Here is an 18,659-nt window from a genome sequence, read left to right as displayed (position 1 = left end):
TGTCATCAGCCGTGCGTCATACCCCTAGTCACCCTAAAAAAAGATCTGCCCAGCCTATCCACTCAACATCTACAACGAGCACCGAAATGCCCACCCACCTTCGATTGAATCACCTGACCCGGGCGCTTGGCCTTCGACGCGCATTCAACGCCCAACTGCCAGCACTGGCCCTGAGCCTGGCCCTGCCCTTGGCTGCCCAGGCGCAAGATCAGCAACTGACCTTGAATATCCCGGCACAGCCCTTGAACTCGGCGCTGAAGGCATTTGCGGAGCAGACCGACGTGCAGGTGTTGTATGAGCCCGATGCCGTACAGAACCTGCGCTCAGGTGCGTTGAGCGGCCGCTACAGTCTGGATGAGTCGGTACGCGTGCTGCTTAGGGAAAGTGGCTTGCGCTATCAGCTGCGCGACAACACCTTGACCTTGCAGGCGGCCTACGAAGGTGGCAGCGCGATGCTACTCGACGCCACGAGTATCCAGTCCAGAACCCTGGGTGCCACGACCGAGGGAACAGGGTCTTACATCACCGGTTCCACCAATACCGCAACGAAGCTGGCCCTGTCGCCTCGCGAAACCCCACAGTCGGTCAGTGTGGTGACGCGTCGCCAGATGGACGACCAGAACATGCAGTCACTCGACGATGTCGCGCGCGCTGCCACCGGTATCAATACCGTGAAGGACTTCGGTACCGAGCGTTCGCGTTACTTCTCACGGGGTTTCCAGGTCAACGACCTGCAGTACGACGGTGTGCCAAGCAGCATCTCGGAAAGTTTCTCCATGGACGTCACTTCGGTGAACAACATGGCGATCTATGATCGGGTCGAGATCGTTCGCGGCGCGAACGGCCTGATGCAAGGCGCCGGCTCGCCCTCGGCAGCGATCAATCTGGTGCGCAAGCGCCCGGGCGATACCTACCAGATGAAGGCCGAGATCGGCGCAGGGTCCTGGGACAACTACCGCGGCCAGATCGACGTTGGTGGCCCGCTCAATGCCGAAGGAACCCTTCGCGGGCGCACGGTCATGCTCTACAGTGCCGGCAACAGTTTCGTGGACAGGGCCAACAAGGACAACCAGCTGTTCTATGCGATCGGCGAAGCCGACCTGAGCGACTGGACAACGGTCAGCCTGGGTACTGTGTTGCAGAAGGACAACAATGGCGGATATGACTGGGGCGGCTTGCCAACTCAGAAAAGCGGCAGCTTTTACCCCTTCTCCCGATCGACTTCCTTCGCGCCGGGCTGGGCACACCTGAACAAGATCAACCGCACCGTGTTCGGCGACGTTCGCCACGAATTCAACGAGGACTGGAAGCTGACCGTGAACGGCAGCATGACCTGGTCCAATGCTGACTTCCTGGCCTTGTACGGCACCAACGTGGGCAACGACCAGCTCCAACTGCGTACCAACGATACCAAGTACGACGACGAGCAGATCAGCCTCGATGCGGCGCTCAATGGTGCGTTCGACCTGTTCGGTCGCAAGCACGAGCTGGTCTTCGGTGCTACGGCACGCAAGGATCGCTTCATTAACGAATCGCGTTACAACAACAACCCCACGACCGTCGACATTCTCGATTTCGACCCTCACCTGGTCGCCACCCCTACCTACAGTGGCGAGCGCGAGCAGTACCGGGCGGTGCGCAAGGACAAGGGGGTTTATGCCGCGACGCGCCTGAACGCTACCGACGATCTGCACGTGATCCTGGGCAGCCGCCTGAGCTCGGTGAAGTACGAGTCACCGGATGAGATGGAACCGTTCGAGGAAAAGAACAAGATCATCCCGTATGGCGGCATCGTCTACGATGTCACCGACAACACCTCGGTCTATGCCAGCTACACCGAAATCTACCAACTGCAGGCCAACTATGGCCTGGATAACAAGTTGCTCAGCCCGATCACCGGCACCAACTACGAAGTCGGGATCAAGAACGAGTTTCTGGGTGGCCGCGTCAACACCGCCATCGCGCTCTTCCAGGTAGACCAGAGCCACATGCCCCAGAAGATCAACGGAGATGGCAAATGTGGCCCAGGCGGTGCCTCCAGTTGCTATGAGGAAGGCGGCAAGGTACGCAACCGTGGTTTCGACATCGAGGTCGGGGGTGAGGTCCTGCCGCAGTGGAACGTGATGGCGGGGTACACCTACAGCCATCCCGAGTATGTCGCCGGCGCCAGGAAAGGTACTGACTACTCGACCGAAACGGCCCCGCAACGACTGTTCAAGGTCGCGACCAACTATCAGTTGCCTGGCCGCTTCCAGGACTGGAGAGTCGGTGGCAACGTCTACCACCAGAGCAAGATCTACCTGGGCGATGTGAAGCAGAGCGCCTACAACCTTGTCGATCTCAACACGCAGTACAAGATCAACAACAACTTGAGCGTGCAACTCAACCTGAACAACGTGTTCGACAAGAAGTACTATTCGTCTGTCTTCAACAGCAACCTGGGCAACTACTTCGGCGCACCGCGTAACTTCGGCCTTACCCTGCGCTACGAAAACTGAAGCCGCTGGGCTGACCTTAGCCCGGAATGCAAAAAATCCGATGCCCGGAAACGAGCATCGGATTTTTTGCGTCCCGGCCAACGTTATCGGCTGCCGATACCTTCGGCCTGCAACCAACGGCGCACGCCGTCGGCCAGCTGGTCGTAGACCTCCGTGACTTCCGGCACGATGGACAGTGTTCGCAGCAGATCGTGAGTCAGGCCCTCTGCCACGATACATTCAACGTCCACCCCGGCCTGCTCAAGCCGCGCCGCGTAGACCTTGCCTTCATCCAGCAGCGGGTCCAGGCCTGCCAACAGAATGATCGCAGGTGCAAGCCCCGCAAGCTCATCCGCCAGCAACGGTGAGAAACGCCAATCCCGGCGGTCTTCGTCGGACTGCGCGTACTGCGCGTAGAACCAGTCGAGTGTCTCGTCTTCCAACAAATACCCTTCACCGAACACGGTGTGCGACGAACGCTTGCAGCTTGCATCCGTTATCGGGTAGCACAGCAGCTGGCCAACAGGCGTTATCGCCGCCTGCGGGCCCTGCCTTGCAGCTTCGATCGCCAGCGCAGTGGCCAAGGTGGCACCTGCGCTGTCGCCGGCGAACACGACCCGGGCCGGGTCGAGCCCCAGGCGGCGACCCTGGGTCGCCAGCCACTGCACGGCATCTGCGCAGTCCTCGTGGGCCGTCGGAAACCGGTGTTCCGGGGCAAGCCGGTAACCGACCGAAAGCACCGCGCAACGGGTACGTCCGGCAAGCTCTCGGCATACGCCGTCGTGCGAATCCAGGCTACCCACCACGTAGCCCCCACCGTGGAAATACAGCACCACTGGCAAGTTCGCGCCCGCGTCAACCGAGGGTCGGTAAAGCCGTAACGCAAGCGAACTGCCATCGCGCACGACAGCCGACAGGTCTTCGACCCGCAGATCCCAAGGCACGGGCCAGCGCAGTCGTTGCGAAGACGACTCGAAGGTTGCCCGTGCCTGGGCCGGAGAAAGCGTGTGCAGCGGTTTGATATCCAGGTTCAAGCCAGCCAGGTCGAGGAAGGCTTCCAACGCGTTATTCAACATGAAACTCCCTAAATGTTCGGCGCTGCTGTTCCCGGCCGTCAGGCCGGGACAGTCACGTCCACACAATGTTCGATCAGTGCCACCAGCTCGCGCTGGAACTGTTCCATCAGCCGCTCTATCGTCTCGGCTCTGTAGCGGCGTTTGCTGTAGATGCAGCGGAACGAGAGCACCCCGTCGTAGACCTGCCCTACCGTCTGCAGCTGGTTCACCAGGTTGGCATCGGCGTGGTAGCAATCGCCCGGATCGTCGGCGGCTGGCTCCAGCAACGCATGCTCGTCGAAGTGCTGATCGAACTGCCCGAAGTAGTTGAAGGTGACCTCGGCCTGGGCACCTTCAAGCAGTTGCCGACGCATCTCACCCGAACCGAACTGGCGCAAGACCGCGTAGCCGATACCCTTTTCGGGGATGGCTGCCAGCTGCCGCTGCGTGCTGCGAATGGCTTGCGCTGCCGTGTCGTCCAGGCGTGATGTGAGGCGGACCGGGAACAGGCTGTTGAACCAGCCGAGGGTACGCGAGACATCGACGCCCTCGAACAGGTCCTCGCGGCCATGGCCTTCCAGTTGCACCATCACCGCCTCTTGGCCGGTCCAGCGGCCCAGTGCACGCCCGAGCGCCGTCAACAAGATGTCATTGACCTGCGTGCCATAGGCAGCCGGCGCCTGCTTCAGGAGCTGCGTCGTTTGTTGCGGCGTCAGCCGGAAATGGCTCACCGCCTGTTGGCTGGAGTGATTGCGACCGCGCGGGTTATCGCAGGGCAGCTTCCCGGCGCAAGGACGAACCTGATCAAGCCACCAGGCGCCCTGCTGCGCTTCAATGGATGTTGCCTCGGCCTGCAGGCGCTCGACCCATGATCGGTAGCTGCTGGTCCGTGCAGGCAGCACAGGGTCTGTTCCAAGGCAGCACGCCGCATAGGCAGTCTGCAGGTCCTCGAGGAGAATGCGCCATGACACACCGTCCATGACCAAGTGGTGAAGGATCAACAGCAACCGCGCCTGCCCATCCGGCAGCTGGATATGCAGGGTGCGCCAGAGTGGGCCTTGCGCCAGATCGAGGCTGCGTTGCGCCTGGTTGGCCAGTGCCGTCATCGCCTCCATGCTCTCGACACGGTGCAGGTTCAGCCTGGGCGTCGTGCTACCGGAAGGCTCGCCATAGCACTGCATCCACTGCCCGTGCGGCTGGGAGAAACGCAGCCGCAGCGCGTCGTGATGCAGTTCGATATGCTGCAGCGCCTGCTCAAGGGCGACGAGGTCCAGGGCCGCCCGGGGCCTGAGCATCAATGCCTGGTTGAAATGGGCCGGATCGGGCAGCTGCTGCTCGAACATCCACTGCTGGATAGGCAGCAGGTTGAAAAGGCGCTGGTCGACCTCTGTCGACAGCTGCGCCTCAACCACCGCAGGCGCGGCCTCCCAATGGGCAACGATCGCCTCGATCGTCTGATAACGCATCAAGTCGCGCAGCTTGAGGTCCAGGTCAAGCTGCGGATGGTTTCTGACACGAGAGACGACTTGCAGGCTGAGGATGGAGTCCCCTCCCCGCTCGAAGAAATTATCGGTGATGCTCAAATCGTCGACCTGCAGAACCTGCTCCCAGATATCCACCAGGATCGATTCCCGCTGGTTTCTCGCTGGCTGGAACTGCGTCGAAACGAACTCGGGTTCGGGCAATCGCAGGCGGTCGATCTTTCCATTGGGCGTGACAGGGAATTGCGCCAACTCGATCAGGTAGGCAGGCACCATGTAATCGGGCAACTGGTCGGCCAGGCGCGCCTTCAGTTCGCCAGCGATACCCGCCTGCTCACTGACAACGTAGCCTACAAGCTGTTTGCCTACCGGGCTTTCCCTGACTACCACCAGGGCATTGCGGATGCCAGGCTGCGCCCGCAGGCACGCTTCGATTTCACCAAGCTCGACCCGGAAGCCACGCAGCTTGACCTGATGGTCGGCACGCCCCACGTAATCGACCAGCCCATCCAGGCGCTGTCGGACTACGTCGCCACTGCGGTACATGCGCCCGCCCTCGCCAGCCGGATCAGGCACGAAACGTTCCGCCGTCAGGCCCGCACGGCCATGGTAACCACGGGCGATGCCATCACCGCCGATCATCAGTTCACCGGCAAAGCCAATACCAGACGGATTGAGGTCATTGTCGAGGATGTGCAGCGTACGGCAGCCGACCGCATGGCCGATGGGTGCATAGGCAGCCTCGCAGCGTGCGCCGCCGCCCGCCTTCCATAGCAACGGCGTGACCACGGTCTCGGTCGGGCCATAGCCATTGGTGAACAGCCGTGGCCTGAGTGCAGCCTTGACCTGCTCGAAGGTCTGCTCGGGCACGGCATCGCCGCCAAAGCAGTAGATATCCACTGGCGGTGGCTCGTGCCCCGCGTCATGCACTGCTTCTGCCAGCTGTTTCAGGTAGGCGGGAGGGAAGCAGGCGATCGTGATTTCATGCTGCCAAAGTGCCTGAAGCGTCTGTTCGGCGGTCCACAACTCGCCATCGCGAATGACCAGAGCGCCTCCGCTCGCAAGCACGCTGAGCCAGCGCTCCTGGGCCCCGTCGAAGGCGAAGGACATGAAGTGCAGTTCTCGCGTCGCAGGCCCCATTTCATAGAGCCGCATGATCGCCTGGCAATGCCGGCTCAGAGGGCCTTGAGACACCGCCACGGCCTTGGGCCTGCCGGTCGATCCCGATGTATAGATCAGATAGGCCAGGCAACGCTCGTCCACGGCAATGTCGACGAACGCCGGGCCTGCATCGGCAGGCTGCGCATCAGGCGCGAGAACGGGCAGGTGGCCATGCTCCGGCAGAGCGTCGCGGCACGCTGGCCGGGTGATCATCAACGACATGCCTGAATCCTGGATCATCCAGGCCAGGCGCTCCATCGGATACTCCAGGTCCAAGGGCACATAGGCGGCGCCTGTACGCATTACGGCGAGCAGCGCGACCACCAGCTCCGCCGAGCGTTGCAATGCCACCCCAACCACCGTTTCAGGTCCGGCACCGCTTGCCTGCAAGGCAAGCGCCAGGCGCCCCGAACGGCGGTCCAGCTCGGCATAGCTGATGCGCTCATCCCCGCAGACCAGGGCGATGGCATCGGGGCGATCGTGGGCGTGCTCGATGATCAGCTCTGCCATCCGTTCCGGGCGGTAGCTTGCCAGCGCTTGCGTGGCAGTTTCGGCGACAGGGGCGCGCTGCGCAGCGGGCACAATGTCCAGGTTGCCAAGGCGTGCCTGCGCATCCTGCAGCAGGGTTTCAAGCACCGACTCCATGGTCTGGCGAATACCGTCGACCGCCTGTTCGCTGAACGCATTGCGCAGGTAAAGGTACTCGATCATCAGCGTATCGTTGAGGTGAACCGCAAGGTCCATGGGGAAGTTGGTGACCCCCACGTCATTGGAATCACCAAACTCCAGACCTGCCTCGGGCGCCTCACGCAAACCTTCGTCGATGGGGTAGTTCTCGAAGACGATGATGCTGTCGAAGAGTTTCTGCCCCGGCACGGCCGACCAGCGTTGAACCTCGTTCAACGGCGTATGCGACCAGTTGCGCAGCTCGACGTTGTAGGCCTGCAAGGCCTGCAGCCAGTCCGCCAGGCGCATCTGAGGGTCCAGCGTCTGCGATACAGGCAAGGTATTGATGAACAGGCCCAAGGTGGTATCGGCATCCTGCAGCGACTCTGGGCGCCCGGCCACGGTCGCGCCGAACGTGACGTTGCGCTTGCCCGTGTAGCGCTGCAGCAGCAGAAGCCAGGCGCCCTGGATCAAGGTGTTAGGGGTAATACGCAACGTTCGGCAGTACTGCTGAAGGCGTTTGGTCCATGCGGCGTCACGCCGGGTATACAGCGCGTGGTGGCCCGGTTCATCCGAAGTGTGCCGTGGGTACACGGCCTGACTGAGCGAGGTCACCTCGCTGTGCGCCAGGCTGTCGCGCCAGAACGCTTCCTGACGAGATTTGTCCTGCGCCTGCAACCAGGCGATGAAATCGCCGTAGCGGCCGCTGGTGCCAGTGACCGGTTGGCCGGCGTAATGCTGCATCAGTTCGGCAAACAGCCTGGACTTGCTCCAGCCATCCATCAACAGGTGATGGCTCGTCCATATCATCTGGTAACTCGAAGACGTCAGTCGAACCAGAACCATGCGGTGCAACGGCGCCTGCGTCAGGTCAAAACCTGCCACCAGTTCCTCACGCGCGACCTCACCGGCCACCCTGTCCGGCGCTGCATCCACCCGGGCGTCGATTTCGCGCATCGGCATGTGCGCCTGGGCGTGCACGATCTGTACCGGCTCATCCAGCCCGACCCAGTGGAAACTGGTGCGCAATACCTCGTGCCGGGCGATGACCGCTGCCCATGCGCCGACGAACGCCTCGATATCGAGCCCGCTGATTGGCAGGCTGACCTGGTTGATGTAAAGATCATTGCCGCTGTCTTCAATCGAATGGAACAGCATGCCCTTCTGTGCAGGCGACAGCGGGTACATGTCTGCGATCTCGGCGATCGGAACCGGCAGCTCGTCCAGTTGCGTCTGGCTGAGCGAACACAGCGGGAAGTCGGACGGGGTGGCCCCTGCGACACCTGGCAGGGTGCAGTGCTCGATCAGCGCCAGAAGCTCCAGATGGAACGCTTCAGCCAGGCCTTGAATGGTGGACTCGCTGAAACGCCGTGAGCTGAAGCGCCAGTCGATGCGCAACCCCTCCGGCCATACCCGAGCATCGACCGACAGACCGGTGCCGCACGACGATTCACGCCCTTCCCCGTTCTTCAATGGCTCGAATAGCACGTTGGCCAGCGCCTTGCGGTAGCTGAAAGAGCACTGCGGCACCGGCAATGCGGCCAAGGTTTCCCTGCTGGCTTCGTCTCCCAGATAGCGTAACGCGGCGAACGACAGGCGCTTGTCGGCAGCCGTACGCAACTGTTGCTTGAGCCCCTTGATCGCGCCATCCAGCGTGGTCTTGTCAATGTCGAGCACGACAGGGAACGGATAATCCAGGCAGCCAATCGTGCGGCCCAGGTCGACACCCGAGCCTGCCTGGCGACGGGTATCAGCCTGCACGCCAAGGAAGACCCTGTCCTGGCCTGTCCAGCGGGCCAGCACACGCGTCAGCGCGACCAGCAGCAGGTCGCCGGGCTCGGCGCGGTAGGCTGCGGCGGCCTGCTCTGTCAGGCGCCGGGTCAGGTCGATGTCCAGCCAGGTACCGAACGTTGCACTGTCGGCGGGCGCCCCTGCTTCTCGTGGGCTGCCAACCAGCTCGTGACTGATCCCGGCCAGTGCCTTCTGCCAATGGATCAATGCGCTCGGGGCATCCTCGAGCGAGGCATGCACGGAATACGCCCAGCTCTGAACCGAGGTGGACTTGGCAGGAAGCGCCACAGGCTGCCCTGCGTCGAGCTGCTCGCAGGCCAGGCGCAGATCCTGCAGGACGATGTCCCGGGATGCCTCGTCCATCGCCAGCGCATGGTTTACCAGCAGCAGCCGTTGGCTGCCATCTGCCAGCGTCGCCAGGACTGCCCGGACCAGGATGCCTCTATGCACATCGAGGCTGGCACTCGCCTGCCTGGCCAACGCATCCAACTGTGCCGGGTCCTGCACAGCTGCAAGCCACAGCACGGGGTCCTTCTGCCAAAGCGTCTGGTGTTCGGAAAGCGGCGCCCCGTGCGCCTCCTGCGCCACATTGAACGCCAACCGCAACCCGTCGTGGTGCGCCAATACAGCCTGCAAGGCCTTTTCCGTCGTGTCGGGGTCAAGCGCACGGGTGGGCCTGAGCGTCATCACCACGCAGCCAGGCGCATCACCATTGCCCTGCAGTTCGAAAAAGCGTGCCTGGGCGGGCAGCAAGGGCACCTTGCCGATGATCGGCCCCTGGTCGAGGGTCGACGTGCCGCCGTCATCCTGCTCTGCCACGCACGCCAGCCCCTGGATGGTCTGATGCTGGAACAACTGCTTGGGCGTGAAACGTATACCTTCCCGGCGGGCCCGACTGACGACCTGGATCGACACGATCGAGTCGCCTCCAAGCTCGAAGAAGTTGTCGGTGATGCCCACTCTTTCAAGCTTCAGCACATCGGCCCAGATGCTCGCGAGCTTCGCTTGCAGCGCGCTCTGCGGCGGCACGTAGGCTTTCTGCTGCTGGCTCACATCCGGCTTGGGCAGCGCTTTGCGATCCAGCTTGCCATTGGGGGTAAGCGGCAAGGCCTGCAGCGACACCAGGTAGCTCGGCACCATGTAGTCGGGCAATGCCGCTTTGAGATGTTGCAGGATTTCCTCATGACTGGCCGCCCCTTCCTCAAGCACCAGGTACGCAGCCAGCTGCTTGGCATGGAGCCCGTCGATGTCGATCACTACCGCCTCGCGAACACCCGGATGCTCAAGCAGGCTGGATTCGATCTCGCCCAGCTCGATGCGCAAGCCACGGATCTTCACCTGATGATCGATACGCCCCGCGTACTCGATCACGCCCCCTGTTCGATAACGCGCCAGGTCACCGGTGCGGTACAGCCGCCCCCCACCCTGCTGGCTGGCATCATGAGGGTCCGGGACGAACCGTTCGGCGGTGAGGCTCGGCCTGCGATGGTAGCCTCGCGCCAAGCCGACACCGCCCAGGTAGAGCTCGCCGTTTGCGCCATGAGGAAGCGCAAGCAGATCGCGGCTGAGAATGTGCGTCTTGAGGTTGTCGATGGGCGTGCCGATCGGGACGCTGCCCGGGCACGATGGCCGGCAGGTCCAGTGGGTTACGTCGATCGCAGCTTCGGTAGGGCCATAAAGGTTGTACAGGCTGGCGTGTGGCAATCGGGCCAAGGTCTGCTCCGACAGATCGGCAGGCAACGCCTCGCCACTGCAGACGACACGTCGCAAGGTATCGCAGCGCTCGACATGCTCGCAGGTCATGAAGGCCTGCAACATCGATGGCACGAAATGCAACGTCGTCACGCCGTGCCTCTGAATGGTGCTCACCAAGCGCTCAGGGTCGCGGTGGTCACCCGGTTGCGCAAGCGCCAGCCTGGCGCCGGTCAACAGGGGCCAGAAGAACTCCCACACCGAGACGTCGAAGCTGAAGGGGGTCTTTTGCAGGACCGTATCAGTGGCGCCCAGACCATAGGCCTTCTGCATCCAGAAAAGGCGGTTGACCAATGCCTGGTGCGCGTTGGCCGCACCTTTCGGTCGCCCTGTCGAGCCCGAAGTGTAAATCACGTAGGCAAGGTGTTCGGGGTGGGTGAGGTGCACGGGATCGTTGGCGCTGAAAGCCGTCAGCCAACTGTCGTCGTCATCCAGCACGATGCTGCGTACACTGGAAGGGATCGGCAGGTGTTCGAGCAACGCACGCTGCGTCAGCAGTAACCCGATACCGCTGTCGTCCATCATGTAAGCAAGCCGATCCCTCGGATACTCAGGGTCGAAGGGAACGTAGGCGCCGCCGGCCTTGAGGATAGCCAGCAGGCCCACGACCATTTCCAGCGAGCGTTCGACCGCGATGCCGACCAGCACGTCGGGCCCTACCCCCTGCTCGCGCAATGCGTGAGCGAGGCGGTTGGCGCGCTGATTGAGCTGTCGATAGGTAAGCTGCTGTTCGCCGAACAGAACGGCCGAGGCATCAGGTGTTTCGCCTGCCTGCGCCTCGATCAACTGATGCACGCTCCGATCAGCGGGATAGGGTGCCTGGGTGTGGTTCCAGTGTTCGAGAATTTCCTGCTGCTCATCGGCCGCGAGCAGGGGCAGCTCGCCGATCCGTTGCCGAGGATGGTCGACGATCGATTGCAGCAGGTTGATCCAGTGCCGCGCCATGCGTTGCACGGTTGGCTCATCGAACAGCGCCGTGGCGTAATTGAGCTCTGCCGAGATACCTTCGTCGTGCTCGACGGTGTTCAGGGTCAAGTCGAACTGCGCCGTCTTGCGTTGCCAGGCAATGTTCTCGACCAGCAAGCCAGGCAAGCTACGCCGCGTACCTGCGGCGACTTTCTGGTGGTTGTACATGACCTGGAACAGCGGGCTATGGCTCAGGCTGCGCTCAGGGTGCAGCGCCTCGACCAGTTGTTCGAAAGGCAGGTCCTGGTGGGCTTGGGCATCCTGCGTCATCTGACGCGTCTGGGCCAGCAGGTCGCTGAAGTGCACAAGCGAACCGAACTCGGCCTTGAGCACCTGGGTGTTGACGAAAAAGCCGATCAGCCGCTCGGTTTCGACACGGTTGCGGTTCGCGACCGGGATGCCGATGCGGATATCATCCTGCCCACAGTACCGATGCAGCAAGGTCTGGAAGCTGGCCAGCAGCAGCGTGAAGAGTGTCGCACCCTGCTGCTGCGCCAGTTGCTTGAGGGCATCGGCCAGACGGCGTTCGACCTCAAGGTGCACGCTGGCGCCCTCGAAACACTGGTTCGCTGGGCGCGGGCGGTCGCTGGGCAGCTCGAGAACCGGGTGCTCGGTACCCAGGTGCTGCTTCCAGAATGCCAACTGTCGTTCCTGCTCCCCCGCTTCCATCCAGTGCCTTTGCCAGATGGCATAGTCGGCGTACTGGATCGGCATCTCGGGAAGCGCGAGGGGCTGGCCCATGCAGTGATGCGCGTAGTGCTGGATCAGCTCTTCGACCATCAGGTGCATCGACGAGCCGTCAGTGGCGATATGGTGCAGCGTAATGATCAGCACATGATCATCTTCTGCTACCTGTAGCAACCTGACTCGAACAGGCCGTTCGTGCTCAAGATCGAAAGGCGCGCGGGCCTCGGCCTCTACAAGCGCCTGCAGGCGCTGTTCAAGATCGATTGCCGGTTCGCGGTCTACCTGCTCGACATCGAGCGTGAACACGCTTTGTGGATGAATGATCTGCACCACCTGATCGTCGTTCAGACCAAACGTGGTTCGCAGGGTCTGGTGGCGTGCCTGCAGTGCCTCGAAGCTCGCGCGTAACGCCTCGCTATCCAGTTCGCCCTTGAGCCTCAAGGCGACTGGCAGGTTGTAGGCAGATCCCTGGGGGTCCATCTGCCAAAGGAACCACTGGCGCTGCTGGGCAAACGAAACCGGGATGACGTCGAACAGTGTTTGAACGCTGGGCACTGGCAAGTTGGCCGGAGAAATGTTCTCGGCGTGCATCTTCTGCAGATACAGCTTGCGCTTGGCCAGCGGCAGCGTGACAAAACGCTTGGCGATTTTCAGCGCGGCATCATTACTCATTCATTCACCTCGAACTCTTCAAAAAGCCTATCCAGACGCTGCAGTTTTTCGTCGAAAGCCGACGCATCGCCGATGGATTCGATGTATCTGGCGAAATCGCCCATGACCGGGTGTTGGAACAGCACGGCCGGTTCCACGGTCAATCCCAGGGAAAGTTGCAAGCGCGAGAGCACCGACAGTGCCAGCAGCGAATGCCCTCCCAGGTCGAAGAAGTTGTCATTGAGACCGACCTTCTCGACATTCAGCAGCTGCGCCCAGACGGCAGCGACCTGCTGCTCGACCTCGCTCTGCGGCGCGACATGGCCTTGCTGCGATACGCCAAGGTCAGGCTGGGGCAAAGCTTTGCGGTCGAGCTTGCCGTTGGGCGTCAGCGGCAGCGCATCGAGCCAGGTCAGGTACGCGGGGACCATGTAATCCGGCAAGGACGCGCGCAGCTGTTCGCGCAGGTGCCGACGCAAGGCGCTGCGCTGTTCCTCCGTCGCGACCGCTTCGCCGTTCGAGACCAGGTAGCCGGCCAGTTGCTTGCCGCCAGGGCCATCGATGTCGATGACCACCGCCTCGCGCACCGCAGGATCATCAATCAGCCTTGCCTCGATCTCGCCCAGTTCGATGCGATAGCCCCGCACCTTCACCTGGTGGTCGATGCGGCCCACGTACTCGAGCAGGCCATCGCTGCGATAGCAGGCCAGGTCACCCGTACGGTACAGCCTGCCACCGCCCTGTCCGCTGCGGTCGTAGGGGTCCGGGACGAAGCGCTCGGCGGTCAGTGCCGCACGGCGCTGATACCCCCGGGCCAGGCCATCGCCACCGATCATCAGTTCCCCGGCCATGCCGGCCGCGGCTGTCGAGAGATCGTGCGCCATGACCTGCAAGGTGGTGTTGGCGATCGGCTTGCCCAGCAACGGCAAGGGGTGTTCGTTGTCCAGGCAGTACGCCGCCGACCAGATCGTCGTTTCGGTTGGCCCGTACAGGTTCCAGATGCGCCCGCACAACGGCAGAAGCTGCTCGGCCAGGTCGACAGGCAGTGCCTCACCGCCACTGATGACCTTACAGCCACGCAAGGTCTGCGCCGGCAGCGCCTGCAGCAGCATGCGCCAGGTCGACGGTGTGGCCTGGATGGTAGTGATGGCGTGGCGCTCGATCACCGCCTGCAGCGCCGACGGGTCTTTGTTCTGGCGCTCGCCGAGCAGTACCACCGAAGCCCCGGCCAACAGCGGCAGGTACAGTTCAAGGCCGGCGATGTCGAACGACAGCGAAGTCAGCGCCAGGACCCGGTCGCTGGCGTCGATCCCAGGCTCGACAGCCATGCTGGCGAGGAAGTTGACCAGTGCCTGGTGGCGTACCTCGACCCCCTTGGGACGACCGGTGGAACCGGAGGTGTAGATGCAATAGGCAAGATGCTCGGGATGCTGCACGACGCCGAGATTCTCGCCATCGAAGCCTTCGACCTGATGCCAGTCGCTGTCCAGGCACCAGGCCTGCTCGCCGTGCGTGGGCAGCTGCGGCAGCAAATGACTGAGGGTCAGCAACAAGTGCGCCCCACTCTGCTCCATCATGTACGCCAGGCGCTCGCGGGGGTATTCCGGGTCCAGTGGCACATAGGCGCCGCCGGCCTTGAGAATCGCCAGCAGGCCCACGACCATTTCCACCGACCGTTCGACGGCAATCGCGACCAGCACATCTGGCCCGACGCCCAAGGTGCGCAACTTGCTCGCCAGCCGGTTGGCTCGCTGGTTGAGCTCACGGTAGCTCAAGGTCTGTTCGGCAAACCGCAGTGCCGGGGCCTCAGGGGTACGCGCAACTTGCATTTCGAACAGCGCGGGCAGGCAGTGCGCCTGCGGGTACTGCATCTGGGTACGGTTCCAGTCGTGGACGATGCGCTGTTGTTCCTGGTCATCGAGCATCTGCAGTTCACCGACAGGGGTATCGGCGTGTTGCACCAGCGCGTGCAGCAGATTGGCAAAGTGCCGGGCGATCTGTTCGACGCCGGTGTCGCCGAGGTGGCTGCGGTCGTAGTGGTAATGAATCGTCAGCGCATTGCCCGACTCGATCATCAGCGTCAACGGATAGTTGGTCCGCTCGCGATTCTGCGTGCCCGAAAACACCAGGCCTGCGCTGGAACCCTGCTGCAGGACTTCACCGACCGGGTAGTTCTCGAACACCAGCAGCGTGTCGAACAGCTGCTCACCGGCCGAGCCCGCCCAACGCTGAATGTCATAGAGGGGCGTGTGCTCATGTTCGCGCATGCTCAGGTTCTGCGCCTGCAGACGTTCGACCCACTCCCCCACCCGCAGGTCAGGCTGCAGCCTGCCAGCCACCGGCAAGGTGTTGATGAACAGGCCCAACTGCTGCTCGACTCCACGCAGGTCTGCCGGCCGTCCGGCAACCGTGGCACCAAATGCCACGCCTTCCTGGCCGGTATAGCGGTGCAACAGCAGTAGCCAGGCGGCCTGCAGCAAGGTATTGACCGTCACCCGCCGTTGCCTGGCAAATGCGCTCAACGCTTGGAAGCACGCCGGGTCGAGCGTCTGATGATGTTCGCCATGGCCAGTGTCAACGCGGCTGCGATCCTGACGCAGCGCCTGAGCCAGGCGCGTGGGCTCGGTGAGGTGCAGCAATTGCTGACGCCAGAACGTCTCGCTCTGCCCGGCGTCCTGGCGCTGCAGCCACTCGATATAGTCGCGGTAGCGGCCTGCCGGGTGCTTCAGGGCAACGCCTGCGTAGTGTTGCAACACCTCGCCCAGCAGCTGCGCATTGCTCCAGCCATCCATCAGGATATGGTGGCTGGTAAAAATCAGGTGATGCCGGCCGCTGCCTGTCCGGATGGCCGTCAGTCGCAGCAACGGTGCGGCCTGCAAGTCGAAGCCACGCCGACGATCCGCCTCGGCCCAGGCATCCAGACGCCCCTCGAGGTCGTCCTGGTCGGCCCAGTCAAGCACCTCGAACGGCAACTCGACCTGCTTGCGAATCACCTGCACCGGGCGTTCCAGATGGGCGACGAATGCGGCGCGCAATACGTCGTGTCGATCCAGCATTGCCTGCCAGGCGCGCTTGAAACGCTCGATATCCAACCCCGAGACGTTGACTCGCATCTGATTGACGTACTCACCCTGGCCCTGCTCGAAGACCGTGTGAAACAGCATGCCCTGCTGCATGGGCGAGAGCGGATAGATGTCATCGATTGCGCCCGCCGGGATCGGCAACGCATCCAGCTGGGCCTGGTCCAGCGCAGCCAGCGGCACATCGGACGGTGTCAGGCCGACCGCGCCCTGGCTGACGCAATGGTCGATCAACACCTGGAGTTCGGTCACGTAGTCGTCGGCCAGGGCCTGGACCGTGGCGCGGTCGAACATGGCCTGGCTGAAGGTCCAGGCCAGGCTCAACTCACCGGCATAGACCTGCCCGTTGATCGACAGCAGGTTTTCCAGCAGGGCCTCGGCAGACTGGCTTGCGCCGCTGCTTTCGCTGGCTGGCTGCAGGAATCGCTCGGTGCCCGGGCCCGCGCCTTCGGCAAAGGTACTGTCAAGCTGCCCCAGGTAATTGAAGGTGATGGGGGGCACTGGCAGGCCAGCCAGCACATTGTGCGCGTGCGAATCTCCAAGATAGCGCAGCGCGCCATAGCCGATGCCCTTGTCGGGGATGGCGCGAAGTTGCTCCTTGATCTGCTTGATGGAGGCGCCCAGGTCCGCCGCAGCGGTCAGCTTCACGGGGAAGAGGCTGGTCAGCCAGCCGACCGTCCGCGTCAGGTCGACTGCATCGAACAGGTCTTCACGGCCGTGTCCTTCCAGTTGCACCAGCACGTCTTCGCGTTGGGTCCAACGGGAAACCAACCGGGCCAGTGCGGTCAGCAGCAAGTCGTTGACCTGGGTGCGATATGCCGTCGGCGCCTGTTGCAACAGCCGTAAGGTCTGCTGCCGGTCCAGGCGCACATGCACCGTCGCGCCGTGGCGGCCATGCAACGATCCATCCGCCCTGTCCAGAGGCAGTTGCGGGTCAACCCCTTGCAACTGCGACTGCCAATAGCCGAGCTCTGCCTGCAGCGCATCGCTTTGCGCGTAGGCCTGCAGCCGTTCGGCCCAGGCTTTGGTCGAGGTGGTCTTGGCGGGCAACACGGCAGGCTGACCTGCCACGTGACGGTCATAGGCGGTTTGCAGGTCTTGCAGGAGAATGCGCCAGGACACGCCATCCACCGCCAGGTGATGAATCACCAGCAGCAGGCGCTGGCTGCCATCGGGCAGGGTCGCCAACACACCGCGCAACAGCGGCCCCTGTTGCAGGTTCAGGCTGCGCTGCGCGTGCTCGCACAGGGCGTGTAGCGCGTCCGGATCGGTCAGGGTCTCGGCCCACAGCAACCCGGCCTCGACATCGCCCGGCGCACAATGAGCGGCGTGCCATGCGCCCGCGCCCTGGGGTGGCGTGAAGCGCAGGCGCAACGCATCGTGATGCTCGAGCAGCGTGTGCAAGGCCTTCTCCAGCGCGGTGCTATCGATGACCTTGGTCGAGGTCAGCAGGACCGCCTGGTTCCAGTGATGTGGCTCGGCGATCGACTGCTCGAGAAACGCCTGCTGGATCGGCAGCAAGCGTGTCTCGCCGATCACCGGCGCCTGGTCGATCTGCGGACCGTTGCCTTCCATGCGCGTGGCCACCGAGGCTAGGTCTTGTACGGTCTGATGCTGGAACAGCGCCTTGGGCGTGAAGCGGATACCGGCCTGCCTTGCCCGGCTGACGACCTGGATCGAGATGATCGAGTCCCCTCCCAGTTCGAAGAAGTTGTCCGTCACGCCGACCTGATCAAGCTTCAGCACCTCGGCCCAGATCGTCGCGATCTGTTGCTCCAGCGCGTTGCGCGGGGCCACGTAGCTGTCCTGCAGCACACTGGCATCGGGCTTGGGCAGGGCCTTGCGGTCCAGCTTGCCGTTGGCCGTCACCGGCAGGCGTTCGAGGAACAGCAAGTGGGTCGGGACCATGTAGTCGGCCAGGCCGAGCCTGAGGTGCTCGCGCAGTTCGCCGCGCAGCGCGTGCTGTTGCTGTGGGTCGCTCGGCAGGTCGCCGGCCATGACCAGGTACGCGGCCAGTTGCTTGCCACCCGGCCCGTCGATGTCCAGCACCACCGCCTCGCGTACGCTCGGCTGCTCGAGCAGGCGCGTCTCGATCTCGCCCAGCTCGATGCGCAACCCGCGGATTTTCACCTGGTGATCGAGGCGGCCCTTGTAGTCGATCACCCCGTCGGCCCGGTAGCGCGCCAGGTCGCCGGTACGGTACAGGCGACCGCCGCCTTGTGCCGTGTTGTCGAAGGGGTCCGGGACGAAGCGTTCGGCCGTCAGCGCCGGGCGACGGTGATAGCCACGGGCCAGGCCGATGCCGCCCAGGTACAGCTCGCCAGCCGCGCGCGGGGCCACACTCTGCAGCCCCGCGCCGAGGATGTGGGTTTTCAGGTTGTCGATCGGGCGGCCAATCGGCACGCCGCTGTCGCCCGGGCGGCAGGTCCAGTGGGTGACATCGATGGCTGCTTCGGTCGGGCCGTAGAGGTTGTACAACTGTGCGCCGGGCAGGCGTGCCAGGGTCTGTTGCGCCAGCTCTGCAGGCAAGGCTTCGCCGCTGCACACCACGCGCTTGAGACTGCTGCAGCGCTCGACCTCGGCGCTGCCCATGAACGCCTGCAGCATCGACGGGACAAAGTGCAGCGTGGTCACCGCGTACTGCCTGATCACCTCCACCAGGCGCTCCGGATCACGGTGCTCGCCCGGTTGCGCCACGGCCAGGCGTGCGCCGGCCAGCAGCGGCCAGAAGAACTCCCAGACCGAGACATCGAAACTGAACGGGGTTTTCTGCAGCACCGTATCGCCGGCATCCAGGCCGTAGGCCTGCTGCATCCAGCACAGGCGGTTGACCAGCGCGCGATGGCTGTTGCCCGCGCCCTTGGGCCGGCCGGTGGAGCCGGAGGTGTAGAT

The 18,659-nt window shown here is 63.2% G+C and carries 4 protein-coding genes; 1 reads left to right on the top strand and 3 read right to left on the bottom strand.

The annotated features are described in order from the left end of the window. Positions 1-86 precede the first annotated feature (86 nt). The gene (locus tag B9A31_RS04590) at positions 87-2,498 is read left to right on the top strand and encodes a TonB-dependent siderophore receptor (protein ID WP_019096332.1); all 2,412 of its coding nucleotides are present in this window, start codon (positions 87-89) and stop codon (positions 2,496-2,498) included. Positions 2,499-2,581: 83 nt separating this feature from the next. Here B9A31_RS04590 and B9A31_RS04585 read toward each other — a convergent pair whose 3' ends face one another. From B9A31_RS04585 to B9A31_RS04575, 3 genes are all read right to left on the bottom strand, one after another. Then, positions 2,582-3,553, bottom strand: a complete 972-nt coding sequence (locus tag B9A31_RS04585) for an alpha/beta hydrolase (RefSeq protein WP_084296700.1) — start codon at positions 3,551-3,553, stop codon at positions 2,582-2,584. 38 nt (positions 3,554-3,591) lie between these two features. Beyond that, positions 3,592-12,708, bottom strand: a complete 9,117-nt coding sequence (locus B9A31_RS04580) for a non-ribosomal peptide synthetase (RefSeq protein WP_084296699.1) — start codon at positions 12,706-12,708, stop codon at positions 3,592-3,594. After that, on the bottom strand, positions 12,705-18,659 hold a 5,955-nt coding region (locus B9A31_RS04575), incomplete at its 5' end, for a non-ribosomal peptide synthetase (protein ID WP_084296698.1). The genes B9A31_RS04575 and B9A31_RS04580, both read right to left, overlap by 4 nt.

The sequence above is a fragment of the Pseudomonas sp. URIL14HWK12:I5 genome (assembly GCF_900176445.1).
Lineage (GTDB): Bacteria > Pseudomonadota > Gammaproteobacteria > Pseudomonadales > Pseudomonadaceae > Aquipseudomonas > Aquipseudomonas monteilii.
This window is presented reverse-complemented; position numbering and strand designations above follow the sequence as displayed.

Coding starts and splice junctions, on each gene's coding strand:
- B9A31_RS04590 (WP_019096332.1), top strand. CDS start 87: ATGCCCACCCACCTTCGATTGAATCACCTGACCCGGGCGCTTGGCCTT.
- B9A31_RS04585 (WP_084296700.1), bottom strand. CDS start 3,553: ATGTTGAATAACGCGTTGGAAGCCTTCCTCGACCTGGCTGGCTTGAAC.
- B9A31_RS04580 (WP_084296699.1), bottom strand. CDS start 12,708: ATGAGTAATGATGCCGCGCTGAAAATCGCCAAGCGTTTTGTCACGCTG.